Genomic DNA, 23,418 nt, shown 5'->3' on the forward strand with positions numbered 1-23,418 from the left:
TTCAGCCTTTGCTGCGGGGGAGCTCTATGCGGGCGATGAGGCCGCCCGAAGGGCGTGAAAGCAGCTTCAGCTGCCCCCCGACCTGGCCCAGCAGGCGTTCGACGATGGCCAGGCCCAGGCCGGCTCCGCTTACGCCGGTGCGGGCGGACTCCCCCCGCGAGAACGGCCGCAGCAGGCGTTCGATGTCCGACTCGGCGATGCCGGCCCCCTGGTCCGTGACTTCGATGGCGACGATGTTGCCTTCAAGGCGGGCGGACAGGTTGATGTAGACGCTGTCGTCGGCGGGCGAGCAGCCGTAGCGGCGGGCGTTTTCGATGAGGTTGCTGACCACGCGCTTGAGATCGTGCGCCGTGATGCGGGCATACAGGTTGGGCGCCAGGGCAGCGGTAAGGTGGCCGCCCAGCGACTCGGTATGCGAACGCTCGCGTTCGAAGAGATCGTGCAGGACCCGGGAAACATTGATGCCCTGGTCGGGCACCACGCCCGCCGGCCGGGCGTACTCCATGAGCTGGCCGATGCTGTGGTTGATCTGGCCCAGGTCGTCGTCGATGGCCTGGCGGGCTTCGTCGCTGATGGAGCTCATTTCGATCTCCAGGCGCATGCGGGCCAGGGGGGTGCGCAGGTCGTGCGAGATCCCCGCGAGCATGATTTCCCGGTCGGCTTCGGTTTGCCGCAGGTCGCGCGCCATGCGGTTGAAGGCGATATTCATGTCGCGTATTTCCAGCGGGCCTTTTTCGGGCAGGGGCGAGGGGGTTTCGCCGCGGGCGAGCTGCTGCGCCACCTTGGCCAGTTGAGCCAGGGGGCGGTTGACGAAGCGCACGCTGATTGCCGACCCGATGAGGGCCAGAAGCAGGGCGGTGGCGCCCCAACTGAACCATTCGATGCCCGCGGTCAGCCCCAGTTGCTCGCGGTCGAAGACCAGCCAGTAATGGTCGCGGTTGATGTCGAAGCTGACCCAGATGCCCGGCGTGCGGTTGACCGCCCACATGACCTGGGTGTTGGCGCCCTGCCGCTTCTTGATTTCGGCCGCGACATGGTTCCAGTAATTGGAATTGGGCAGCGGCTCCAGCGTGTCGGTGGGTTCACGCGGCTGGACCCGCAGGCTTTCCTTGGTGGCCAGGTCGAGCATGAGGGCGGGGCGCACGCTGGGCGGGGCATAAATAAGCGCCGACCGCGTGATGCTGACCGAGGTCGTGACCCGTTGCGCCATTTGTATGGCGCGCGGCCCTTCTTCCATGCTGAAGAAGACTTGCAGCCATGCCCCCAGGCTGACCAGCATGAGCGCGGCCAGCAGCAGGAAGGAACGGCTGAAAAGCCCTAGCTTGAGCCGGGCGGTTATCCGGCTGAAGTGCTGCGGAAGAAGCGACATTTAAACTTGCCGGAGCGAGGCTTCCAGGAAAGTGTTATCGGCCGCCGTCCGGGACGAAGACATACCCCAGCCCCCAGACGGTTTGAATGAATACGGGCTTCGAGGGATTGGGCTCGATGAGTTTGCGCAATCGGGAGATCTGTACGTCCAGGCTGCGGTCGAAGGCTTCGTATTCGCGCCCTCTGGCCAGTTCCATGAGCTTGTCGCGGGACAGCGGGATTTTGGGGTGGCGCGCGAACACCTTGAGTACGGAGAATTCGCCGGTGGTGATGGGAACCTGTTCGTCGTTGCGGGTAAGCGTGCGCGTGGACAGATTGAGCACGTAAGGCCCGAACTCGATGGATTCGTTTTCCTGGCTGGGGGCGCCGGGGTGTTCTTCGGTGCCGCGTCGGCGCAGGATGGCGTTGACCCGGGCGAGCAGTTCGCGGGGATTGAACGGTTTGGAAAGGTAATCGTCCGCGCCCATTTCGAGACCGACGATGCGGTCGATTTCCTCGGCCTTGGCGGTAAGCATGATGATGGGGGTGTTGTCGTGCCCGCCGCGCAAGCGCCGACAGATGGATAGCCCGTCTTCACCGGGCAGCATCAGGTCGAGCACCAGCAGGTCGAAGTGTTCACGCTGCCAGATTTTGCCCATTTCTTTCGCGTCTTCGGCAACGAAGACGTTAAATCCTTGCTCCGACAGGTAGCGGCGCAGCAGGTCGCGCAGCCTGGGGTCGTCGTCGACGACAAGGATTTTGCGTGTCAGGGATTGGTTTTGTGTGTTCATGGCTGAAAATGTAACAGGGACGAGAAGGCCCGTGAAGGGGCGGGTAGCAAGATATTACATATTAAGCGTTTGGTAGAATGCCTTTTACAGTTGTCAATCAATGCAAACGCCTGTCGATTCAACCTGATTACCTACCTGACTAGCTTATCATTACATATGTAAATTCGATAGAAATTTTTATCAATTCCGCCAAACAGCCCATAACGCCTCGTCAAAATCCCGTTATTTTGCTTTATGGCTCCGGCTGGCAAACAGGCCGCCGGGGGTGGGTGAAACGGCCCGCGAAACGCCTCCGCATGCCCCGCACAATGCACCAGATGTAAAAGTGTATCTGCGATTTTTGCAATTCGGGTACCCAAAATGCCGCACGAGACCGGCGTGGATTCATGCTGTTTTGGGCCGTATTTTCTTTTTTGCCTCGATTTTTCCCGCATTGTCGGGTTCAGGGGGTTCCTTGCGTAAAATGTCGCCCATGGATCTACATATTCTTGCGCTGGAAACCTCGTCCAGCCTGTGCGGCGTCGCCTTGCTTTCGGCCTGTGAAGGGCAGTTGCAGGTGCGCTCCATGGGGCACGATGCGACCGGAGAACACGCCGAGCGCCTGCTTCCCATGGTGGACGCCCTGCTGGAAGAGGCGGGCATCGTCCGTACGCAACTCAATGCCATTGCCTTCGGGCAGGGGCCGGGGGGATTTACGGGCTTGCGGGTGGCGTGCGGCGTGGCGCAGGGTATTGCCTATGCCTTGAGTCTGCCGATCATTCCGGTGCCTTCCCTGCTGGCGGTGGCCGAGCAGGACCAACCTGGCGACGCGGTGCGCGTCGTGTTGCAGGATGCGCGCATGAACGAGCTTTATGCCGCCGCCTACCGTCCGGCGCCGACGGGTGAGCCGGCCTGGCAAGCGGTGCGCGAGGCCGTGCTGCTCAATGTGCAGGATGCGGCTGCCTGGTTGGCGCAGTTGATGCGGGAATTGCATCACGAACCGGCAATGGTCTCTTCATCGGCGGGCGCCGATGGTTTTTCAGGGCATATCCGCCTGTTGGGAGATGCGCTTGCCGCGTATCCGGTGCTGGCCGCCCTGGGAGACGCCGGCGCCGCCTCGCCCCGCAGCATCCGCTGGGGCAATGTCCAGCGGGCCACGGCCGAAGGGGTCGTTCGCTTGGCGTACGGGGCCTGGATGCGAGGCGAATTTATTCCGCCCGATCAGGCGGCGCCGCTGTACGTGCGCGACAAAGTAGCCTATACGGTGGCCGAGCGCGAGCGCGGGCTGGGCGGCAATCCCAGGGCCCAGGCTCCTGTCGTCATCGAACCCATGCAGGCCGCCGACTTGCAGGCTTCGGCGGCCATCGAGGCCAGTGTCCAGGCGTTTCCCTGGACGCTGGGCAATTTCCGCGATGCGCTCGAGGCGGGGTACGGCGCCTGGGTGGCACGCCAGGGCGAGCGGGTGGTGGGGTTCAGCCTGGTACTGTTCGCCCCGGATATCGCGCATTTGCTGCTCATTGCCGTCAGTCCCGATGCCCAGCGCAAGGGGGTCGGCTATGCCCTGTTGCGCCATTGTGAACAGGAAACCTTGCGGCGGGATCTGCCGGCGCTGATGCTCGAGGTGCGGCCTTCCAATGAACAGGCCGTGGCTTTCTACCGCAACCGGGGGTTTGTGCATACGGGCACGCGCAAGGGGTATTACCCCACCGGCAAGGGCGAGCGCGAAGATGCCTGGGTCATGGAGCGGCCCCTGAAGGCGCCGGATGAGAGGGAATCATGACCACACGCCAAAACGTCCGGCCCTTGGGCCGGGGCTCTTCACTGCCGGCGGCCATCCCATGGTGCAACTGACTCCCGTTCAGCTTGCCTGGCTGCAGGAAATCGGCATGGACCGGCGCCAGTTGCAGCCGTATGCGCGGCGCGCCGAGGATGTTTCCGCCGCTGCGCCAGCCGTGTCGGCCCAGGGGCCTCAGGCCCGCCGGGCATCCGCTGAAGGATTGCGCCCGGCGGCGGAGCTCTTGGCGGGGCAGTCCGCCGCTGCCGGCGCGGCGCGGCCCGATCCGGCCAGCGGGGCCGCTCGTCCGCCCGCCGCGGCGCCGGCGGCGCGCAAGCTTGCCAAAGCGCCCGCGGGCGTGGGTTCCTCCGGGCCTTTGCCGCTTGATTGGCAGGCGCTCCAGGACCACGTTGCGGCTTGCGAGGCGTGTTCATTGCATACGGGCCGCAGCCAGACGGTGTTTGGCTCGGGCGCCACCGAAGCGGTTGACTGGATGATTATCGGCGAGGCTCCCGGCGATCGCGACGATCGCCTGGGCCAGCCGTTTCAGGGCAAGGCGGGCGAGTTGCTGGGCGCCATGCTGCGGGCGGCCGGCGTGGGGCCTGAAACCCCGGTCTTCTATACCAATCTCATCAAGTGCCGTCCGCGCGGCAACCGCACGCCCAAGCCCGAGGAAATCGCCGCGTGCCGGCCCTATTTGCAAAGGCAGATCGCCATGCTCAAGCCGCGGCGCATCCTGGCCCTGGGATGGCTGGCGGCCCAGGCGCTGCTAAGCGAGTCCTCCGACCTGGAGCAATTGCGTGGCCAGGTGCATTGGCTGCAGGCCGAGGACGGCCAGCGGATTCCGGTGGTGGCTACGTATCACCCGGCATCGCTGCTGTCGCGGACGCGGCACAAGGCCAATGCCTGGCGCGACCTGAATCTGGCCCGCTCAGTGTAGGGCCTGCCCGTGGCCGTGCTGGCCTATTTGCCGCAGCAGCGACGGATCGGTCTTGATGTTGCGGTGGCTCCAGCGCATGAACAGCAGCATCAGCAGGGCAACCAGCAGGCCGAAGAATACGATGATGGTGTTGATGGGGATGCTGAACCAAAGCATCAGGCTGTACAGCGCCAGCATGAGCAGGATGTTCAATTGCTCGTTGAAGTTCTGCACGGCAATGGAATGCCCGGCCGAAAGCAGGACATGGCCGCGATGCTGCAGCAGGGCGTTCATGGGCACGACGAAGAAGCCCGAAAGCGCCCCGACCAGCAGCAGGACGCCGTATACCGCCCAGGGCGAGTAGACGTAAGGCATGAGCAGCACCGTGAAGCCCATGACGACCCCAAGTGGAAGCACCGCCAGGGCCTTTTTAAGCGGAATCTTGCCTGCGCAGATGGAGCCCACCACCGTGCCGACGGCCGCGATGCCCATCAGTATGGAAGAGCGTTCCAGCGGCAGGCCCAGGTGATGCGAGCCCCATTCGATGACGATGAGCTGCAGCGTGGCGCCGGCTCCCCAGAACAGGGTGGTGACCGCCAGCGAAATCTGCCCCAGCTTGTCCCTCCAGAGAATGGACACGTAGCCGGCGAACTCCGAGACCAGCTTGATGGGGTTGGTCTGCTGCTTTGGGTAGCTGACCCCGGTATCGGGAATGAGCAGGTTGCAGGCCGCCGCCGCGAAGTAGACGATGCCGATGATGAGTATGGCCGCTTCGGTGCGGCTTTGCGCGAACACGTTAACCCAGGAGTGGCCCAGCAGGACGCCGGATACGCTTGGGCTGATCAGGACGCCGCCCAGCACGGTGCCCAGGATGATGGACAGCACGGTCAGGCCCTCGATCCAGCTATTGCCCTTGACCAGTTGATCGGGCGGCAGCATTTCGGTGACGATGCCGTATTTTGCGGGAGAGTAGGCCGCGGCTCCGATGCCCACTAGGGTATAGGCGACGAATATCTGAATGAGCTGCATGTCGTTGTTCTTGGACAGCATCTGCGCGGTGAACATGAGAATACAGCCGGCCAGCTTGATGGCATTGGTGGCGAACATGACCCGCCCCTTGGGGAAGGAGTCGGCGAAGGCCCCCACGAACGCGGCCAGGACGACATAGGCCAGGGCGAACCACCACTTCATCATGGGTACCATCCAGTCGGGGCCGCTGGAGTCCGCGATCAAGGCGATGGCTGCGATAAGCAATGCGTTGTCTGCCAGAGATGAAAGCGCTTGCGCTGTCATTACGAGATAGAAGCCTTTTTTCAATCGTCAGTCTCTGGAGTGGAAGTGGTCGGGAAATGCGTAAAAATAATAAAAACAGTTAGTGAGTATAGCGTCAGGTTTACGATCGTATCGAAATTATTCGGTAAACAGCGGCTGTGCGAGAGTTCCCTGGGGATAGCCCTCGTCCTGCGTTATCATACGAAACAGTTTCCGCGCGGCTTCGGGCGCTCGGGGTTTTTTGCCGGCGGGCGCCGCTTTCGAGCTTATGGCGCCAAAGCCGTCCCACAGTCTTTTTTTGCTCACTTATCGTTCCCAATTGTGCGTCTGACTCAAATAAAACTGGCTGGTTTTAAATCGTTTGTTGAGCCAACGGTCATCCCCACGCCCAGCCAATTGGTTGGCGTCGTGGGGCCCAACGGCTGCGGAAAGTCGAACATCATCGACGCCGTGCGCTGGGTGCTGGGCGAAACCAAGGCTTCGGAACTGCGTGGCGAATCCATGCAGGACGTCATCTTCAACGGCTCGGGCAATCGCAAGCAGGCTGCCAGGGCATCGGTCGAACTGGTGTTCGACAATTCCGAAGGCCGCGCCGTGGGCCAGTGGAGCACCTATTCCGAAATCGCCGTAAGGCGGGTGCTTACGCGCGACGGCACCAGCAGCTACTACGTCAACAACCAGCAGGTGCGGCGGCGCGACATTCACGATATTTTCCTGGGCACCGGCCTGGGCGCTCGCGGCTACGCCATCATCGGCCAAGGCATGATCAACCGCCTCATCGAGGCCCGGCCCGAGGAGCTCAGGGTGTTCCTCGAGGAGGCCGCCGGCGTGTCGCGCTACAAGGAAAGGCGTCGCGAAACCGAGAACCGCCTGTCCGATACCCGGGAAAACCTGACGCGCGTCGAAGACATCATGCGCGAACTGAATACGCAGCTGGAAAAGCTCGAGGCGCAGGCCGAAGTGGCGGGCCGGTATCGCGGCTTGCAGGAAGAGGGCGAGCAAAAGCAGCAAGTGCTTTGGTTGCTGAAGGAAAACAATGCCCGCGACGAACAGAAAGCCAAGTTCCTGGCCATAGAGCAGGCCCAGACCGAGCTCGAGGCGGCCATGGCGGGCTTGCGCGCGGGCGAGTCGGCGCTCGAATCCAGGCGCCAGGCGCATTTCGAGGCGGCCGACGCCGTGCACGCCGCCCAGGGCCAGTTGTTCGAGGCCGGCGCCTTGGTAAGCCGGCTCGAAGCCGAAATACGCCATGTGGTCGATTCGCGCAATCGCGTGCAGGCGCGCCGCAACCAGTTGCAAAGCCAGATGCAGGAATGGGCCGATCAGCAGGCTCATTGCACCGAGCAACTGGCTCAAACCGAGGCCGAGCTGGAAATGGCCGCCGTTCGCACCGAAGAGGCTCGGGCGCGAGCCGATGAGGCCGCAAGCAGCCTGCCCGAAATGGAGGCGCGTGTGCGCGCTGCAGGAGCGTCTCGCGATGAAATGCGCGGCGCCCTGGCGCGCGTCGAGCAGAACCTGGCCCTGGCGGCCCAGGCGCAGCGCGATGCCGACCGGCAGATTGCGGCGCTTACGCAGCGCCACGAGCGCCTCGAGCAGGAACTGCGCGAACTGAATGCGCCCGATCCAGCCAATCTCGAGCGGCTGACAGGCGAGCGTGCCGTCCTGGAGCAGCAGGCCGAAGAGGCCCAGGGCCAATTGGCCGAGCTCGAAGAGCGTCTGCCCGAGCTGGACGCCGCGCGCCGCGAGTCGCAATCGGCGGCGCATCAGGACGCCCAGGAAGTGGCACGGCTCGAGGCCCGGCTGTCGGCGCTTTCCAAACTGCAGGAAGACGTGCAGAAACAAGGGGCTTTGCAGCCCTGGCTGGACAAGCACGAGCTGACCTCCCTGGGGCGTTTGTGGCAAAAGCTGCATGTGGAGCCGGGCTGGGAAACCGCGCTGGAAGCCGTGCTGCGTGAACGCATGGCCGCCCTGGAGGTTCGCCAACTCGAGCATGCCAGGGCTTTTGCGGCCGACGCGCCGCCGGCCCGGCTGGCTTTTTACCAGTTGCCGCCCGCGGCGCCGGCGCTTCCCGTCCTGCAGGACCAAACCTCGCTTTCTTCGCTGTTGCGTATTACCGACCCGGATTTGCGCACCTTGCTCAATGAATGGCTGCGCGACGTCTATGTGGCCAAGGATGTCACCGCCGCCCTGGCGGGGCGCGGCGATTTGCCGGCCACGGCCGTGTTTGTCGTCAAAGAGGGGCATCTGGTCGACAAGCACAGCGTGCGTTTCTACGCACCCGATTCCGAGCAGGCGGGCCTGCTGGCCCGGCAGCAGGAAATCCAGAACCTGCAGCGCGAAATCAAGGCCAAGCAGCTTATCGCCGATCAGACGCTGGCCGCGGTCGCGCGCGCCGAGGCCTCCTGGCAGCAGGTTTCGCAGGCCATGGCGCCGGCCAGGCTGCGGGTTTCCGAACTTACCCGGCGGCTGCACGATGTGCAACTCGAGCATTCCCGCCTGCAGCAGCAAGCCCAGCAGTCGGGCGAGCGCGCGGCCCGCATTCACCAGGAGCTAGCCGAAATCGCGGCGCAGTCCGAAGAGCAGCGCGCCAGCCGCGAAGAGGCCGAGGCGCGTTTCGAGGCGCTGGACCTCGAGCTTGCCGAGCATCAATCGCGGTTTTCCGACGCGCAGCTTTCCGGCGAGGATCTGGCCGAAAAAACCGAACAGGCCCGTTTGCGACTGCGTGAGCTGGAGCGGGCGGTGCACGAATCGGATTTCGCCGAAAAGGCGCTGCAGAACCGCAAGGCCGACCTGAACCGCAACCTGCAGCTGGCTTCCGAACAAGCCCGGCGCGCCGGCGACGAACTCGAAGGCCTGCAGGGCGAGCTTTTCGAACTGGATGCCTCGGCGGCGCAGGCTGGCTTGCAGGATGCCCTCGAGCAGCGCGCCGAACGCGAAGAGGCGTTGAACCGGGCGCGCATCGAGCTGGACAATCTTGCCGCCCTGTTGCGCACCGCCGACGAAGAGCGCGTGACGCTCGAACGCACGCTGGAACCGCGCCGCGCGCGCATCACCGAGCTGCAACTGCAGGAGCAGGCTGCGCGTCTGGCGGTCGAGCAGTTTTCCGAACAGCTTGACGCCGCCCAGGTCGATCGCGCTTCGCTTCAGGCCTTGTTGAACGACCGTCCCGAGGAATGGCGCCGCGTCAACTGGCTGCAGTCCGAAGTGCAGCGCATTTCACGCCAGATCGACAGCCTGGGGTCGGTGAACCTTGCGGCGCTCGACGAACTGAACGCGGGGCGCGAACGCAAGGGCTTCCTGGATTCGCAATACCAGGACCTATGCAGCGCCATCGAAACCCTGGAAGACGCCATCCGCAAGATCGATCGCGAAACGCGCGAGTTGCTGCAGGAAACCTTCAACACGGTAAACGGGCATTTCGGCGAGCTTTTCCCCAGGTTGTTCGGCGGGGGCGAGGCCAGGCTGGTGATCACCGGCGAAGAAATCCTGGATGCAGGGGTGCAGGTCATGGCGCAGCCGCCCGGCAAGCGCAACAGCACCATCCATTTGTTGTCGGGCGGGGAAAAAGCGCTTACCGCCACGGCCCTGGTGTTTGCGTTGTTCAAGCTCAATCCGGCGCCGTTCTGCCTGCTTGACGAGGTCGACGCGCCGCTGGACGACGCCAACACCGAGCGCTATGCCAATCTGGTGGCCAACATGAGCGACCAGACGCAGTTTTTATTTATTTCCCACAATAAAATTGCCATGCAGATGGCCAAGCAACTGGTTGGCGTGACCATGCAGGAGCAGGGCGTGTCGCGCATTGTCGCGGTGGATATCGATTCCGCCATGCAATTGGCCGAAGTGTAGGCAAAAAGGGTTAACGTATCGTGATGCGGCGGAACAAAAAATGAGTGAACTGCAAATCGGGCTGATTTCTTTGGGTGTGGTCTTGATCGTCGTGGTCCTGTGCTTCAACTGGTGGCAGGACAGGCGAGTGCGCCAGCGCATGCAAGAGCACTTTCCCGAGGGCGAGCATGACCCGCTCATGGGCGGCGTGTCGTCGGGGCGGCGCGAGCCCGGCATGTCCAGCCTGGCGCAACGGGACGGCGCGGACGACGAAGAGGCCGAGGCCGATCCTACCTGCGAGGCGGTCATCGACATTGGTTTTGCCCAGCCGGTGCCGGGCCTGCAGCTTTATCAGGCGATCCGGGACGTGGACAAGGTGGGCGGCAAGCCTGTGCGTGTTTTCGCCACGCACGACGGCAACGTGCATCGTATGCGCCTGCGGGAAGACGAATCGTACGACTCCCTGCAATTGGCGGTGTTGCTGGCCAACCGCAGCGGGGCGCTCACGGATATCGAGTGGTCGCATCTGTGGGCCATAGCGCAAAGCCTGGCCGAGCGGTTCGATGGTTCGGTCGAGGGGCCTGAACAGGCGCAGGTGCTTGCCCGGGCTCGCGAGCTCGATGCACTGTGCGCCGACCTGGACGCCACGGTGGGTCTTACCCTGAAACTGCGTGGAACCCAGCCTGTGGCTGATGTGGCGCAAGTGCTCAAAAACACCGGCTTCCTGCCGTATGGCCGGCAAATGGCCTGGATGTCCGACTCGGGCGTGCCACGCTTTACCGTGTTGTTCGACGGCCTGCTTGTGGACGATGTGCAGTCCGCGGGCGTGGACAAGCTGGACCTGTTGCTGGACTTGCCCAATAGCCCGTCCGACGAGCAGGCCTTCAGCCGCATGGCCAGCGTGGGCCGGGACCTGGCCGCCAGGCTCGATGCCGAGCTCATCGACGATCAGGGCCGGCCGCTTGCCGACGGCGCCGACCACACCATCGATGCGCAGTTGTTCCAGCTGTACGCCAAACTCGAAAGCCAGGGCTTTCCGGCCTGCGATGCCCGTACGGTAAGGTTGTTCTCGTGAGCGGCACGGCCCATGTGCCTCCCGAAGTCCGGGAGGAGCTTCAGGCGCTGCGCCAGACCATCGAGCATCACAACTATCTATACTACGTGCAGGACGCCCCCCAGGTGTCCGACGCTGAATACGACAGGCTGATGCTGCGCCTGCAGGCCATCGAAGGCCAGTATCCGGAATTGATCGTGCCCGAGTCCCCGTCGCAGCGCGTCGGGGGGGCGCCCCTGGCGTCGCTGGAAAGCGTGCGCCATGCGCGGCCCATGCGTTCGCTGGGCAACGGCTTTTCCGAAGACGATGTGTTCGCATTCGACAAACGGGTTTCCGATACGCTGCGCGATGCCGGGCTGCTGCGGGCCGACGAGCTGGTCGAGTATTCCGTCGAGTTCAAGTTCGATGGCCTGGCCATCAATTTGCGCTATGAGCATGGCCTGTTGACCCAGGCCGCCACTCGCGGCGACGGCCAGGTCGGCGAGAACGTCACCAGCAATATCCGGACCATGCGCTCCGTGCCCCTGAAACTCAAAGGCGATGCTCCCGCCGTGCTGGAAGTGCGCGGCGAGGTTCTGATCAATCGCGCCGATTTCGAGCGCCTGAACCAGGCCCAGCAGGCGCGCGGCGACAAGATTTTCGTCAATCCGCGCAACGCGGCGGCCGGCAGCCTGCGCCAATTGGATCCTCGCATTACAGCCCAGCGCCCGTTGCGGTTTTTCAGCTACGGCTGGGGTGAGATAGTCGGCGCCAGGCCTGTGGCGCCGACGGCCGGGCAGGCGAGCCTGTTCGATCCGGCCGCAGGCGAGGGCGATAACGAGGGCGCGCCCTGCTCCAGCCATGCGCAGATGCTCGACTGGTTCGAGTCGCTGGGCTTGCCCGTCAACCGCGACCGCCGTGTGGTCAAGGGGGCCAAGGGCCTGCTGGAGTTCTACGCGGCGACGGGCGCCGGGCGGGGCCAGTTGCCTTTCGACATCGACGGCGTCGTGTACAAGGTCAACTCGCTGGCGGCGCAAGAGGTGCTGGGCTATGTGGCGCGGGCGCCGCGCTTCGCCCTGGCGCACAAGTTTCCCGCCCAGGAAGAAACCACGCAATTGCTGGGCATCGAGGTTCAGGTCGGGCGCACCGGGGCGATCACCCCCGTGGCGCGCCTGAAACCCGTTTTCGTTGGAGGGGTCACGGTCACCAACGCCACGCTGCACAACGAAGACGAGATCCGCCGCAAGGACGTGCGTATCGGCGATACGGTCATTGTGCGCCGCGCCGGCGACGTTATTCCCGAGGTGGTCGGCCCCGTCATCGAACTGCGTCCCGAAGGGACTTCGCTGTTCGTGATGCCCACTCAGTGCCCGGTGTGCGGCTCCGCCATCCGGCGCCTGGAGGACGAGGCCATTTCCCGTTGCACGGGCGGCCTGTTCTGTGCGGCGCAACGCAAGCAAAGCCTGATCCACGCGGCGGGCCGCAAAGCCCTGGATATCGAAGGGCTGGGTGAAAAGCTGGTGGATCAATTGGTGGACAGCGACCGCGTCAAATCGCTGGCCGATCTGTTTACGCTGAAAGTCGAAGACCTGCTGCTGTACGAGCGGATGGGCCGCAAGTCGGCCGAGAACCTGATCGAAGCCCTGGAAAAGGCCCGCGAACCGGGGCTGGGCCACTTGTTGTTCGCCCTCGGCATTCGTCATGTGGGCGAAACCACGGCCCGCGATCTGGCGCGCCATTTCGGGTCGGTGGAGGCGGTCATGCAGGCCAGCGAAGAGCAATTGCTGGAGGTGAACGACGTAGGGCCTGTGGTGGCCCATTCCATCCGGCAGTTCTTTGGCGAACAGCATAACCGCGACGTGATCCACGCTCTGGAGCTGGCGGGTGTGCGTCCGCATCTCGAGGCCGGCCCGGCGGGCCAGGCGCTGGCCGGCAAGACGCTCGTGCTGACCGGAACCATGCCCACGCTGACGCGCGACGAAGCGACTCGCCTGATACTTTCGGTAGGCGGCAAGGTAAGCGGTTCGGTCTCGAAGAAAACCGCCTACGTGGTTGCGGGCGAGGAGGCCGGCAGCAAGTTGGTGAAGGCGCAGGAGCTGGGCGTGACGGTATTGGACGAGGCCGGGCTGCTGGCCTTGCTGAAGGACGGCCCCTGACCCCTGGACGATCAGCCCGGCGGCCGGTTGCCGCCGAACCGCGTTCCTAGCGGTGGCGGGGCGGTTGGTAGTAGCCGCGATGGCTTGGACGGCCCCTGTGGTCGAAGCGCTCCTGCACGTAGCGGGGCTGAGGACCGCGGTTGTAGGAGGCGCGGTAGCCGCGGCGATGATGTCCATCGTCGGTCAGGATATTGCCGAGCAGTCCGCCCGCGGCGGCGCCGCCGATGGTCGCCAGCGGGTCTCCCTGCGAGAACACGGCGCCGGCCACGGCGCCCAGGCCCGCGCCCAGCAGTGTGTTGTCGGTCTTCGGTCCCGCCAGCGCGGTGCCTGAGACTGCCAGGGCGGCCAGGCCGCAAAAGGCGGCTTGAGTTGCATAGCGGCGTAATGACATGGCGATACTCCAATAGTTGAATCCGTAATCCAAGCGTACGCGTGCGCCGCCAGGCAGGCAAGGCGCCATGCGGGTTTTGCAGCCGACTGAAATAAGCGCCGGGCCTTGCTTACAGTTTGCTTGCGATGTTGTAACCGAGATTTTCACCGGTTTGATAATATTCCAATGTTGGCCATGCAGGCGAAAGCACGAGTTATCGGAGGCGGAACATGGTTTGGACCGGACGTGAATTGCGATCCACGATCGACAAGAACGGCATGCTCGTTTTGTCGCTGGAGCCAGTTGAATTGACGGAACCTGGCGATGATGAAGTCATCGTCCGCATTGAGGCGACGCCGGTCAACCCCAGCGACATTGGCCTATTGCTGGGCCCTGCGGATCTATCCAGCATCGAAAAGCCTGAAGGCGGCGGAGTGGCAAGGCTCGTGCTCACTGTACCGCCGGCAGGCGTGGCGGCGGTTGCCGGGCGGATTGGGCAATCGCTGTCCGTGGGCAATGAAGGCGCCGGCACAGTCGTGGCGGCAGGAAGGAACGCGGCCGCCCTACGGGGCAGGCGGGTCGGCATTTATGGTGGCGCCATGTATGCTGATTACCGTAAGATCAGCATGGATCATGTCATTCCCTTGCCTGAAGGCGCCAGCGCTGCCGACGGCGCCTCCATGTTCATCAATCCGATTACCGCCCTTGGTTTCGTCGAAACCGCTCGCAGGGAAGGGCACAAGGCCATCGTGCACACTCCGGCGGCATCCAATCTTGGCCAGATGTTGCAACGAATCTGCCTGGCTGACGGTATCCCGTTGGTCAACATCGTTCGCTCCGACGAGCAGGTAGTCCTGATGCGCGGATTAGGTGCGACCCATGTGCTGAACTGCAAAGACGAGGATTTCGCCGCGCGACTGACAGACGCGGTTGCCGAAACGGGCGCCACCATCGCCTTTGACGCGATCGGGGGCGGAAAGCTCGGTAGCGATATTCTGCAGGCTATGGAACGCGCCGCCGCCCGGATTCCAGGCACATACAGTCGCTATGGCACCACTGTATTCAAGCAGCTCTACGTCTACGGCAGCCTCGACACGGCGCCGACCATCCTGGATCGCACCGGGCTGGGCTATGCATGGAGCGTGTCGGCATGGCTGCTCTTCCACTACTTGTCCAAGGTTGGACCGGAAACCGTGCGGCGTTTTCGCCAGCGCGTCGTCGATGAATTGACCTCCACCTTCGCGAGCCACTACACGCGCACCATTGGCTTGGCGGATGTGCTGCACCCCGACACGCTGCGCGCCTTCGATCGCAAGGCGACTGGCGAGAAATTTTTGATCGATCCCAGTCGGGGCTGAATTTGCCCGTTTCACGCAAGCCGCCACCACGAAAGTGGCGGCATTCCGGCACGGCTGCAGGTTGCGGTTACTTGATGGTGGCGGCCTTCATGAGTTTTTGCTGGTATTCGCCGAGCTCTTGCTGGCGCAGCATTTCGGTGATTTGCGGCTTGACCTTTTCCAGCGAGGGGAACTCGATGGGGCGGGTGTCTTCGACTTCGATGATGTGCCAGCCGAATTGGGTTTGCACCGGCTTGTCGGTCATCTGGCCTTTTTTCAGGCTTTCCACCGCCTGGGCGAACTCGGGGACGTAGTTGCTGGTGGGCGCCCAGCCCAGTTCGCCGCCGTTCTTGCCGCTGCCCGGATCGATGGAGTCTTTCTTGGCTGCTTCCGCGAAGGTGATTTTCTTGCTCTTGATCTGGGAGATCAGATCTTGCGCGGCTTTTTCATCCTTGACCAGGATGTGGCGCAGTTTGTATTCCTGACGCCCGGCCTGTTCCTTCTTGATCGTGTCGTAGTCGGCCTGGATCTTGGCGTCGGTGATGGGGTTCTTTTTGAGGTGGTCGGCCATCAGGGCGCGGACAAGAATGCCTTGGCGGGCCAGTTCGATTTCCTGCTTGACCGAAGCCTGCTTGTCGATGCCGGCTTTTTCGGCGGCCTGAACCGCCACCATGCGGCCGATCATTTCCTGTTTGACCTGCTCGCGCAGTTGCGGCGAATCCTTGGCGCCTTGGCTGACCAGCAGGGAAACAAATTGATCCACTTGTTTTTGCGTAAGGGGTTTGCCGTTGACGGTGGCCACGTTTTGAGCGTAAACCGGAGCAGCGATGGCAATTGCTGCAGCGAACATCACGAGTCGTTTCATTAAATCGCCTTTACTAAGTTGTACTGGCAACAATTGCCAGAGCATGAATGGGGTGGGGAATTAAATCGTGCATGCGATCATACACGAGTCGGTGGCGTGCCAAGGGGGTGAGACCCTTGAATTGGTTGCTGGCTATGACAATACGAAAGTGGCTCGCGCCGCCCTGCGCGCCGGCGTGGCCCGCGTGCAGATGCGATTCGTCGATGATTTCGAGCCGCGCCGGCTCCAGCCCGGCCAGCCGCTCGCGGATCTGTCTTTGAAGGTCGTCGTTCATGGTTGTTCCGGTTTGCCGGGCTTGGGCAGGGGCTGCGGGTCTTCCTTCATGTAGCGGCCAAGCCATATGGATTGCGCGATCACGAACGCCAGCATCAGGGCCATCAGCCCGAACACCTTGAAGTTGACCCATTGCGCCTCGGTGAACCGGCCCGAGAACGCGACATACAGGTTCAGGGCGCCCGAGACGATGAAAAACAGCGCCCAGCTCAGGTTGAGCTTGTTCCAGACCGGGCCGGGCAGGGCGATTTGCGTGCCCATGACCTTTTGGATGAGATTGCGCCCGAACAGCAGTTTGCCGCCCAGCAAGATGCCCGCGAACAGCCAGTACAGCACGGTGGGCTTCCATTTGATGAAGGTGTCGTCGTGCAGCAGCAGGGTGGCGCCGCCGAACACCACGATGATGGTCAGGTTGATCCAGTGCATGGCCTCGATGGCCTTGCCGCGCGCTTTCAGCCAGATGATCTGCCCGATGCCGGCGGCAATGGCCACCGCCGTTGCGGTGAAAATATCGGAAAACTTGAATGCCAGAAAAAACAGGATCAGCGGGAACAGGTCGAACAGGAATTTTTTCATTCGGCGGGTTCAAATTTCAGCGAAAGGGAATTGATGCAATAGCGCAGGCCCGTTGGCGGCGGGCCGTCGGGAAACACGTGGCCCAGATGGGAGTCGCATACATTGCACAGGACTTCGGTGCGCACCATGCCGTGGCTGGTGTCGCGCTCTTCGCGCACGTTGGCGGGATCGAGAGGTTCGAAATAGCTGGGCCAGCCGCAGCCGGCGTCGAACTTGGTGTCGGAGGCGAACAGCGCCGTGCCGCAACCCACGCAGCGGTAGATGCCGGGAGAGGTGTTGTTCCAGTAGCGCCCTGTGAAAGCGCGTTCTGTGCCCTTTTGGCGGGCGACGTGGTATTCCTCGGGGGTGAGGAGGGCTTGCCATTCGGCATCGGATTTATGGATTTTTTCCATTTTGCTGCACCTTGACTGCTGTAACGATGGATCCACGCAGGGTTTGCGTTCATATCATCCAGACTATTTTAGTCATGTTACATCGACCGTGTATCCTTGCGCAGGTTCCCCGGCACAACGTCGATTTTCATACTTTTCATTTGTCTACGCAGGGAATCCCCTAAAAGACTTTGTATCGGGATTTGTCGATAATCGGGGTTGCGTATCAGGTAACTTGAGTCACTCATGCAGTCAAAGAGGAATTCCTCCCGCCGCTACCGACATATCGTTATCGCTGAAACGGGCCTGGCTATGCATATATAGCCGTATGGGCATTGTGTCAGTTTCCTTTTTTTTATCGACGCGGACATTGTTCCTTCGGGTCAGTGTTGCGCGTCGGCTGTGATGGGGCAGCGGGCTTTTCCTAATCCCATAAATTATTGGTGTTGTTTAAATGGATTCGACAATCATATTCATCTTGCTACAGGATGGCATCTTGAACGGTGCTGTTTATGCATTATTGGGTTTGGCGTTGGTTTTGGTCTTTGTGGTTACCCGGGTCGTATTCATACCTCAGGGCGAATTCGTGGCCTATGGCGCCCTGACCCTGGCTTTCATGGTCAATGGCAAGGTCCCGGGCACGGTGCATCTTTTGCTTATCGTAGGGATCGTGGTGTTCCTGGCCGAGGTCTTGTCCGCCGTGCGCAACAAGGACTGGTCGAAAATGCCCAAGACCATAGGCTGGTCGCTGGTATTGCCGGGGGCTCTGTATTTCGCGGCGCCCATGGTCGTCAGCACGACGACTCCGCTGTGGATCAACGTGCTGTTCTCGCTGGCCCTGGTCATTCCGCTTGGCCCCATGCTGTACAGGCTGGTCTACCAGCCCATCGCCGAAGCCAGCGTGCTGGTGCTGCTCATCATCTCGGTGGCGGTGCACTTCGTGCTTACCGGCCTGGGCCTGGTGTTCTTCGGCGCCGAAGGCTGGCGCACCCCGGCCTTTCTGGATGGCGACGTACAGCTTGGCTCCGTGACCTGGTCGGCGCAAACCTTCTTCGTGCTGGGCACCTGCGTTGCCCTGATCATCGTGTTGTGGCTGTTCTTCGGTAAAACCCTGTATGGCCGCGCCTTGCGAGCCACTGCCGTGAACCGCCGCGGCGCGCGCCTGGTGGGCATCAGCACCAATATGTCGGGCAGCCTTACCTTCACGCTGGCTGCGGCCATCGGCGCCTTGTCGGGCATGCTGATCGCGCCCGTCACCACCATTTACTACGATACGGGCTTTCTTATCGGCCTCAAGGGCTTCGTGGCCGCCATCGTCGGCGGCATGGTCAGCTATCCGCTGGCAGCGGCCGGCGCCTTGTTCGTGGGTATTCTCGAAGCTTTCTCGTCGTTCTGGGCTAGCGCCTATAAAGAGGTAATAGTGTTTACGTTGATTATTCCGGTACTTATGTGGCGATCGTTCGGCACAGTCCATACCGACGATGAGGAGTAAGGCCATGAAACGTCTTCCCCTTATCGTTCTGCTTGTATTGCTCGTCGTGCTGCCTTTGCTCGCGGCCACTCCTGAATTCTGGATCACCCAGCTCAACTACATCGGCCTGGCCACGCTGGTCGTCCTGGGCCTGGTGCTGCTTACGGGCGTCGGCGGCCTGACCTCCTTCGGGCAGGCGGCCTTCGTCGGCATCGGCGCGTATTCAACGGCCTACCTGACCACCGCCATGGGCTGGTCGCCCTGGGTGGCGCTGATCGTCGGGCTCATCCTTACGCTCGTGGTGTCCTATATTCTGGGCGCCATTACCTTGCGCCTGTCGGGGCACTATCTGCCCCTGGGCACCATTGCCTGGTGCCTGTCGCTGTTCTACTTGTTCGGCAACCTCGAGTTCCTGGGCCAGTACGACGGCATTGCCGGCATCGAGCCCATCCACATCTTCGGCATTTCATTGTCCGAAGGGCGGCATATTTATTATTTGATCTGGGTCGCCGTGCTGCTGTCCACGTGGGCCACCCGCAACCTGCTCAGTTCCCGTCCGGGGCGCGCCATCCGCGCGCTCAAGGGCGGCGGCGGCATGGCCGAGTCCTTCGGCGTCAACATGCTGTCGTACAAAATCATCATCTTCGTGTATTCGGCGCTGCTGGCCTGCCTGTCGGGCTGGCTTTACGCCCACATGCAGCGCGCCGTCAGCCCGAGCCCCTTCGGCCTGAACTACGGCATTGAATACCTGTTCATGGCGGTGGTGGGCGGCGGCAGCAGCGTCTGGGGCGCGGTGGTGGGGTCGGGCCTCATCCTGGTGCTCAAAGATCAAATCCAGAACGTCCTGCCGCAAATCATCCACACCACGTCCAACTTCGAGCTGGTGGTGTTCGGTGTGCTGATGGTGCTGGTGCTGCAATATGCGCGCGATGGCGTATGGCCCATCATCGTTTCGTGGTGGAATGCCCTGACCGGCCAGAAGGCTTCGCAGCGCAAGCAGGCTCCGCCGCCCAAGGCCGCCGACCTGCCGCAGCGGCCTCGCCCCGAGCGCGGGTCGCTGGTGCTCGAACTCGACGCCGCCCGCAAAGAGTTCGGCGGCCTGGTGGCGGTCAACGACATCAGCTTCACGCTGCGCGCCGGCGAAATCATGGGCCTCATCGGCCCCAACGGCGCCGGCAAGTCCACGACCTTCAACCTCATAACCGGCGTGCTGCCGACCACCAGCGGCACCATCAACTTCCTGGGCAACCGCCTCGACAAGCTGCCTTCGCGTGAAATCGCCAAGCTGGGCGTCGGCCGCACCTTCCAGCACGTGCAGTTATTGCCCACCATGACCGTCATCGAGAACGTGGCGCTGGGCGCGCACCTGCGTCGCCAGGTCGGCGTGGTGCCTGCCGCGCTGCACCTCGAGCGCAAGGACGAGTCCGAGCTTCTGTACGAAGCCGCCAAGCAGCTCGAGCGTGTCGGCCTGGGCGACTACCTGTACGAGCAGGCCGGCAACCTGGCCCTGGGCCAGCAGCGCATCATCGAGATCGCGCGCGCCCTGGCGGCCGACCCCGTCCTGCTGCTGCTCGACGAGCCGGCGGCCGGCTTGCGCTACAAGGAAAAGCAAGAGCTTGCGAAGGTTCTCGGCCAGTTGCGCGAAGAGGGCATGAGCATCCTGCTGGTCGAGCACGACATGGACTTCGTCATGAACCTTACCGATCACCTGGTCGTCATGGACTTCGGCACCAAGCTGGCCGAAGGCCTGCCTGCCGACGTGCAGCAGAATCCCAAGGTTCTGGAAGCCTATCTGGGAGGTATCGACGACGATCTGGAACTTGACGATGAACCGGCGGCAGCGCCCGTTGTAGCAGGAGGTGCGGCATGACGACGCCCGCAAACCAACAGCCTCTTCTCGAGGTCGACAATCTATCCACGCAATACGGCAAGGTGCATGCCCTGGTGGGCGCCAAAATCGCCGTGCCGCCGGGCAGCATCGTTACCGTCATCGGCGGCAACGGCGCGGGCAAGTCCACCTTGCTCAACTCCATTATGGGTTCTTTGCCCACGGCGGGCCACGCCAGCGGCGCCGTGCAGTACCTGGGCACCGACATCGCCGGCTGGCAGGTCGAGCGCCGGGTGGCCGGCGGCATGTCGCTGGTGCCCGAGCTGCGCGAATTGTTCGGCAGCATGTCCGTCGAGGACAACCTGCTGCTGGGCGGTTTCCGGCTGTATCGCCAGAAAAAAGCCGGCTGGAAGCAAAAAATGGAAGAGGTCTACGACCTGTTCCCGCGCTTGCGTGAACGGCGCATGCAGCAGGCCGGCACCTTGTCGGGCGGCGAGCGCCAGATGCTGGCCGTGGGGCGCGCCCTGATGGCCCAGCCGCAATTGCTGATGCTGGACGAACCCAGTCTTGGCCTGGCGCCCCGCATCGTGCGTGAGATCTTCCATATCATCGCGCGGCTGCGCAGCACCGGCGTATCCATCCTGCTGGTCGAGCAGAACGCCCGCGCGGCGCTGCAGGTGGCCGACTACGGCTATGTGCTGGAAACCGGCGAAATCGTGCTGGAAGGCCCCGCCAAAGACCTCAGCGGCAATCCCAGGGTGATCGAAAGCTATCTGGGCCTGGGCAACAAGAAAGAAGAGGGTTGATACACCCGCCATAGCCACGGGCTGAATGCGGCCTTGTCCGCATGAACGACGTACCCCACGCCACGCGGCTTGCTGCCCCCCTAGGGGGCGCTTTTTTTGCCTTGCCGCCGCGTTGTATAGGAGAGGCTTGCTTTGGCCCGAAAGAGACGCCCGGCCGGTGGTGGCCTACCTGGGGGCTATACCCCCAGCACCGCGTTCAGGGTTTCCTGGCGGGCCGGCAACTCGCTGGAGTTGAATTGCGCGGCAATGGCGCCGTGTTCGATGAGGTAGAAGCGGCTGGCCAGGGATGCGGAGAAATGCGGGCTTTGGTCGACCATGATGATGGTGTAGCCCTGTTCTTTCAGGACGGCGATCATGTGGACCAGCGCGTGTTCGACGACAGGCGCCAAGCCGTCGGAAACCGCATCCAGCAGGAGGATGTTGGCGCCGGTGCGCAGGATGCGCGCGATGGCCAGCATTTGCTGCTCGCCGCGCGAGAAGTGCGAGCCCGGCAAGTGCCGGCGTTCTTCGAGATAGGGGAAGAGTTCGTAGATTTCGGCCAGGGACATGCCGCCGCCAAGCGTGTCTTCGGTGGATGGCGGCAGCAGCAGGTTTTCTTCGCAGGTGAGCCCCGTGAAAATATCGCGGCTTTCGGGGCAGTAGCCCATGCCCAGGTGCGCGATTTTCGAGGTGGGCAGATGTATGGATTCGGTGCCGTGTATAAGAATGGAGCCCGCGCGTTTTCCGGTGAGGCCCTGCAGGGCGCGCAGCGTGGTGGTGCGCCCCGAGCCATTGCGTCCGAGCAGGGTAATGGCTTCGCCCGCTGCGGCATTGAAGTGGATGCCGTGCAGAATCTGGAAGCCGTCGTGCCATGCTTGCAGTCCGACGACTTCAAGCGCGAGCTTGGCCATGATTACGCTCCTTGTTGTCGGCGAGATTCGCTTGAAACCAGTATGCAGTATGGGATTTTCTTTTTTAAAAGAATATGCGGGTTTGTCATAGGTCTATGGAAAACCCCAAAGCCGCATGAATACTGAGTTTGTGCAGGGAGCAAGGCCCAATCGGACAGTGCGCGGATACGTTGATATATGTGACGAAAAAAAGGCTTGCCGCCTACTTGCCGATGGTCTTGTCCTTGTATTCGCAAAGATCGGCGATGCCGCATTGCGGACACTTGGGCGTGCGGGCAACACAGATGTAGCGGCCGTGCAGAATCAGCCAGTGGTGCGCGTCCAGGCGGTATTGCGCCGGCACGAATTTCTCCAGCTTGCGTTCGACCTCCAGCACGGTCTTGCCGCGCGCCAGCCCGGTGCGGTTTGCGACCCTGAATATGTGCGTGTCCACGGCGATGGTCGGGTGGCCGAACGCCGTGTTGAGCACGACGTTGGCGGTCTTGCGGCCCACGCCGGGCAGGGCTTCCAGGGCAGCCCTGTCGTCGGGGACTTCGCCGCCGTACTGCTCGAGCAGGATTCTACAGGTTTGAATGACGTTCTTGGCCTTGGTGCGGAACAGGCCTATGGTTTTTATGTATTCGGTCAGGGCCTCGAGCCCGAGGTCGAGCAGGCCCTGGGCGGTGCCGTGTTCCGGAAAGAAGCGGGCGGTCGCGATATTGACCGACTTGTCGGTGGCCTGGGCCGACAGCATCACGGCAATCAGCAGCTGGAACGTGCTTTGGTAGCGCAGCTCGGTGGTCGGCTTGGGATTGGCTGCCTTCAGGCGGGCGAAGATTTCGTGGCGGATGGTGTTGTTCATGAGGCGGTATTGTGGCGGCGTGCGCGGGCCCGGGCAAGGGCGTCGGCAATGGCCTGGCGCTTGACGGCTTCGTTGGAGGCCGACGAGGACACCACCGCCTTGTTGGCCAGGGTACGGGCGGCGGCCGACAGCGTTTCGGGATGCTGGGCGTTCAGGCGCGCCTGGCGTCTTGCATAGTTGGTGCGCGCCTGCGCCGCCAGTTGCGGCGTCCATTCGCGGCCGGCGGGCACCATGGCGATGCAGTCGACCGGACAGGGATCCACGCACAGGTCGCAGCCCGTGCATTGGTCGGGCAGGACGGTATGCATCAGCTTGTTGGCGCCCACGATGGCGTCCACCGGGCAGGCCTGGATGCACAGGGTGCAGCCGATGCAGTGGGCTTCGTCGATGACGGCAAGCTGCAGCGCTTTGTGCGGGCCGCACTCTGCGTTCAACGGCAGCGCGGGCCGACCCAGCAACGCGGCCATTGCCTGTATGCCGGCATCGCCGCCGGGCGGGCAGCGATTGATGGCTTCGTTGTCGGCAACGATGGCCTGCGCGTATGGGCGGCATCCGTCGTAGCCGCACTTGGTGCATTGCGTTTGCGGCAGCAGGGCCTCGACGCGATCGATCAGGAAATCAAGTGACATATGACAACGGAACCCGCGGCGTCTTGCCTGGCTGGTTCGCATGAACTGGCCAAACAGGGCGCCAG

General features: G+C 62.7%; 20 protein-coding genes. 9 read left to right on the forward strand and 11 right to left on the reverse strand.

Annotated elements, in window-relative coordinates:
• Position 1 precedes the first annotated feature (1 nt).
• Complete coding sequence (locus VNT00_RS07145) at positions 2–1,369, reverse strand: sensor histidine kinase (protein ID WP_325585919.1); 1,368 nt, start codon at positions 1,367–1,369, stop codon at positions 2–4.
• A gap of 34 nt (positions 1,370–1,403) precedes the next feature.
• Positions 1,404–2,138: a response regulator transcription factor RisA gene (risA, locus tag VNT00_RS07150; protein WP_113931762.1), complete on the reverse strand. Its 735-nt coding sequence runs from the start codon at positions 2,136–2,138 to the stop codon at positions 1,404–1,406.
• Positions 2,139–2,610: 472 nt separating this feature from the next.
• On the opposite strand from risA, the gene tsaB reads away from it, so the two are divergent.
• The gene (tsaB, locus tag VNT00_RS07155; RefSeq protein ID WP_325585922.1) at positions 2,611–3,897 is read left to right on the forward strand and encodes a tRNA (adenosine(37)-N6)-threonylcarbamoyltransferase complex dimerization subunit type 1 TsaB; all 1,287 of its coding nucleotides are present in this window, start codon (positions 2,611–2,613) and stop codon (positions 3,895–3,897) included.
• Between the two features lie 58 nt (positions 3,898–3,955).
• Positions 3,956–4,831 carry a uracil-DNA glycosylase gene (locus tag VNT00_RS07160; protein WP_325585924.1) on the forward strand — a complete coding sequence of 292 codons (876 nt, stop codon included), beginning with the start codon at positions 3,956–3,958 and terminating at the stop codon, positions 4,829–4,831.
• Here the strand turns inward: VNT00_RS07160 and lplT are convergent.
• Positions 4,823–6,127 carry a lysophospholipid transporter LplT gene (gene lplT, locus VNT00_RS07165; RefSeq protein WP_325585926.1) on the reverse strand — a complete coding sequence of 435 codons (1,305 nt, stop codon included), beginning with the start codon at positions 6,125–6,127 and terminating at the stop codon, positions 4,823–4,825. The genes VNT00_RS07160 and lplT overlap by 9 nt on opposite strands.
• A gap of 276 nt (positions 6,128–6,403) precedes the next feature.
• Here lplT and smc point away from each other — a divergent pair, with 276 nt between their 5' ends.
• Genes smc through ligA form a run of 3 tightly spaced genes read left to right on the forward strand, consistent with a single transcriptional unit; the run spans position 6,404 to position 13,096 of the window.
• Positions 6,404–9,928: a chromosome segregation protein SMC gene (gene smc, locus VNT00_RS07170; protein WP_325585928.1), complete on the forward strand. Its 3,525-nt coding sequence runs from the start codon at positions 6,404–6,406 to the stop codon at positions 9,926–9,928.
• Between the two features lie 40 nt (positions 9,929–9,968).
• The gene (locus VNT00_RS07175; protein ID WP_325585930.1) at positions 9,969–10,982 is read left to right on the forward strand and encodes a cell division protein ZipA C-terminal FtsZ-binding domain-containing protein; all 1,014 of its coding nucleotides are present in this window, start codon (positions 9,969–9,971) and stop codon (positions 10,980–10,982) included.
• A complete protein-coding gene (gene ligA, locus VNT00_RS07180; protein WP_414650905.1) occupies positions 10,979–13,096 on the forward strand; it encodes an NAD-dependent DNA ligase LigA in 2,118 nt (705 codons plus the stop codon). Before VNT00_RS07175 ends, ligA begins: the two co-directional genes overlap by 4 nt.
• Before the next feature lie 46 nt (positions 13,097–13,142).
• Here ligA and VNT00_RS07185 read toward each other — a convergent pair whose 3' ends face one another.
• On the reverse strand, positions 13,143–13,487 hold the full coding sequence (locus tag VNT00_RS07185) for a glycine zipper 2TM domain-containing protein (RefSeq protein WP_325585932.1): 345 nt from the start codon (positions 13,485–13,487) through the stop codon (positions 13,143–13,145).
• A 209-nt stretch (positions 13,488–13,696) separates the two neighbouring features.
• Here VNT00_RS07185 and VNT00_RS07190 point away from each other — a divergent pair, with 209 nt between their 5' ends.
• Entirely contained in the window at positions 13,697–14,824 is a 1,128-nt protein-coding gene (locus VNT00_RS07190; protein ID WP_325585934.1) for a zinc-binding dehydrogenase, read from the forward strand.
• A gap of 67 nt (positions 14,825–14,891) precedes the next feature.
• Here the strand turns inward: VNT00_RS07190 and VNT00_RS07195 are convergent, their stop codons facing one another.
• Genes VNT00_RS07195 through msrB form a run of 4 tightly spaced genes read right to left on the reverse strand, consistent with a single transcriptional unit; the run spans position 14,892 to position 16,909 of the window.
• Positions 14,892–15,668: a peptidylprolyl isomerase gene (locus VNT00_RS07195; RefSeq protein WP_325585936.1), complete on the reverse strand. Its 777-nt coding sequence runs from the start codon at positions 15,666–15,668 to the stop codon at positions 14,892–14,894.
• A 13-nt stretch (positions 15,669–15,681) separates the two neighbouring features.
• Positions 15,682–15,942, reverse strand: a complete 261-nt coding sequence (locus tag VNT00_RS07200; RefSeq protein ID WP_325585938.1) for a BolA family protein — start codon at positions 15,940–15,942, stop codon at positions 15,682–15,684.
• Positions 15,939–16,517, reverse strand: coding sequence for a septation protein A (locus tag VNT00_RS07205; protein WP_325585940.1), 579 nt, complete (start codon positions 16,515–16,517; stop codon positions 15,939–15,941). The genes VNT00_RS07200 and VNT00_RS07205 overlap by 4 nt, the downstream gene beginning before the upstream one ends.
• A complete protein-coding gene (msrB, locus tag VNT00_RS07210) occupies positions 16,514–16,909 on the reverse strand; it encodes a peptide-methionine (R)-S-oxide reductase MsrB (protein WP_325585941.1) in 396 nt (131 codons plus the stop codon). Before msrB ends, VNT00_RS07205 begins: the two co-directional genes overlap by 4 nt.
• 433 nt (positions 16,910–17,342) lie before the next feature.
• On the opposite strand from msrB, the gene VNT00_RS07215 reads away from it, so the two are divergent.
• Genes VNT00_RS07215 through VNT00_RS07225 form a run of 3 tightly spaced genes read left to right on the forward strand, consistent with a single transcriptional unit; the run spans position 17,343 to position 20,993 of the window.
• Positions 17,343–18,380, forward strand: coding sequence for a branched-chain amino acid ABC transporter permease (locus VNT00_RS07215; protein ID WP_325585943.1), 1,038 nt, complete (start codon positions 17,343–17,345; stop codon positions 18,378–18,380).
• Positions 18,381–18,384: 4 nt separating this feature from the next.
• Positions 18,385–20,229 (forward strand): branched-chain amino acid ABC transporter ATP-binding protein/permease, encoded by a 1,845-nt coding sequence (locus tag VNT00_RS07220; protein WP_325585945.1) that lies wholly within the window; start codon positions 18,385–18,387, stop codon positions 20,227–20,229.
• On the forward strand, positions 20,226–20,993 hold the full coding sequence (locus VNT00_RS07225; RefSeq protein ID WP_325585947.1) for an ABC transporter ATP-binding protein: 768 nt from the start codon (positions 20,226–20,228) through the stop codon (positions 20,991–20,993). Before VNT00_RS07220 ends, VNT00_RS07225 begins: the two co-directional genes overlap by 4 nt.
• A gap of 176 nt (positions 20,994–21,169) precedes the next feature.
• Here VNT00_RS07225 and VNT00_RS07230 read toward each other — a convergent pair whose 3' ends face one another.
• From VNT00_RS07230 to VNT00_RS07240, 3 genes are all read right to left on the reverse strand, one after another.
• The gene (locus VNT00_RS07230; RefSeq protein WP_325585949.1) at positions 21,170–21,883 is read right to left on the reverse strand and encodes an ABC transporter ATP-binding protein; all 714 of its coding nucleotides are present in this window, start codon (positions 21,881–21,883) and stop codon (positions 21,170–21,172) included.
• A 202-nt stretch (positions 21,884–22,085) separates the two neighbouring features.
• Complete coding sequence (gene nth / locus VNT00_RS07235; RefSeq protein WP_325585951.1) at positions 22,086–22,724, reverse strand: endonuclease III; 639 nt, start codon at positions 22,722–22,724, stop codon at positions 22,086–22,088.
• Entirely contained in the window at positions 22,721–23,353 is a 633-nt protein-coding gene (locus VNT00_RS07240; RefSeq protein ID WP_325585953.1) for an RnfABCDGE type electron transport complex subunit B, read from the reverse strand. Before VNT00_RS07240 ends, nth begins: the two co-directional genes overlap by 4 nt.
• Positions 23,354–23,418 lie beyond the last annotated feature (65 nt).

This window comes from Eoetvoesiella sp., assembly GCF_035555955.1.
GTDB lineage: Bacteria > Pseudomonadota > Gammaproteobacteria > Burkholderiales > Burkholderiaceae_B > Eoetvoesia.